Below are 1,248 nucleotides of genomic sequence, written 5' to 3' on the forward strand. Positions count from 1 at the left end.
CTGGTGGGGGCACCATTCGCTTTTTCAAGCATTGTTTCCGCTTCTCTTTTTGCGGTTTCCCCCAAATCGGAAAACATATTTGGGGGAACGGTGTTCGCCCTCTATTCCGAATCTCTGTTGACTCGCCCTCGCCTCCGCCTCATCTCCTCCCCATGTCCGAACGCACATGGAAGAGAAAATATCGCTGGGTCCTGACCGTACCTGATCAGGAGGAGGAAGACTGGAGCGCCTTCCACGACGGGCTTTTCATCGGTCGCGTGTCACGAGATCGGACCAGCCTGAAGAAGGGCACGTTCTTGTGGTCGGGAGGATGTTCGGACTGGCCAGGGTTTCAACGGCCGATGCCCCACAGCGGCAGGACGGTTGAGGCGTGGGAATCCGCGAAAGCCGTTGAAGACTGGTATGACGAAGGGATGGCGCGCAGCGGAACAAGGCCGGCGATGGTTGCGCAGCGTATCGGGCCGCTCGACGAAAGCGGACTGCCGGTGTGGCTTAGGGGCTGAAACGCAAAAAAGCCCCGCCATCCAGAAGGACAGCGGGGCGACGAGAGATGTGAAGCGGACTAGAGCATGAGGGCGGCTCGAGTCACGACGTCCAACCGAACTTTATGAGTATCCATTTGCCGGCTGTGGCAAGTGTTGCCCCGAATGCAGCGGCCACGAATACGATCAGCATGCGCATACCGACGAACCGCTCCTTCCAGCGATCAATCTCCTTCGTGGTCGTCTTCACTTCGGCAAGCTGCACCGCGACCCCTTCAAACTTCCTGTCCAGATCGTCCATCCGGCGCTCGAGGTTTTCCGCCTTTGAATACTGCTGCTTCCGATCAGCGCGCGCCTGGTCCTGATCCGCAAGGACACGATCCATCTTCGCGTCGAGCGCGCCGAGTTGCTGATGGACGGCGGCGTCAATCTCAGGTGGGCTCATTTACGGCATCCTGGCTGTGCATTGCATGTGCGGTTGTGGCTGACGACCTGATCGGCAAAGGGCCGGTCGTTGGCGACAATGAAGGCTCTTGTCGCGGAGGAAGGCTTGAGGGTTTCGAAGCCCGAACCGTCAACCACAGACGCCGTCGCGGAACAGCCCGCCAAGCTCAGAGCAAATATCGCTGTCGCTAAGGCGTTGAACATCCGCATTGGTGCGGCTCCTTTCCTGTACGAGGTCGATGGCCCGCTCAAGGGTTTCGGCGCGGATGGCCTGTCTTTCGGCCTCACGAGCCGCTGGAAGCGTGAAGGCCTGCACGTAGCT

3 protein-coding genes are annotated in these 1,248 nt (G+C 59.5%); 1 reads left to right on the top strand and 2 read right to left on the bottom strand.

Going from position 1 to position 1,248, the window contains the following annotated elements; all coding sequences use genetic code 11:
* The coding region (locus tag EXZ48_RS34595; RefSeq protein ID WP_207900615.1) for a hypothetical protein at positions 1-503 on the top strand (503 nt) is incomplete at its 5' end.
* A gap of 82 nt (positions 504-585) precedes the next feature.
* Here the strand turns inward: EXZ48_RS34595 and EXZ48_RS34600 are convergent.
* Together EXZ48_RS34600 and EXZ48_RS35240 are read right to left on the bottom strand one after the other, a co-directional pair.
* The gene (locus tag EXZ48_RS34600) at positions 586-927 is read right to left on the bottom strand and encodes a DUF1515 family protein (protein ID WP_130521596.1); all 342 of its coding nucleotides are present in this window, start codon (positions 925-927) and stop codon (positions 586-588) included.
* Positions 928-1,056: 129 nt separating this feature from the next.
* Positions 1,057-1,248 (bottom strand): hypothetical protein (locus EXZ48_RS35240; RefSeq protein ID WP_165909522.1); only part of this gene is annotated, 192 nt, incomplete at its 5' end.

The sequence above is a fragment of the Shinella sp. JR1-6 genome (genome assembly GCF_004284735.1).
In the GTDB taxonomy this organism is placed as follows: domain Bacteria; phylum Pseudomonadota; class Alphaproteobacteria; order Rhizobiales; family Rhizobiaceae; genus Shinella.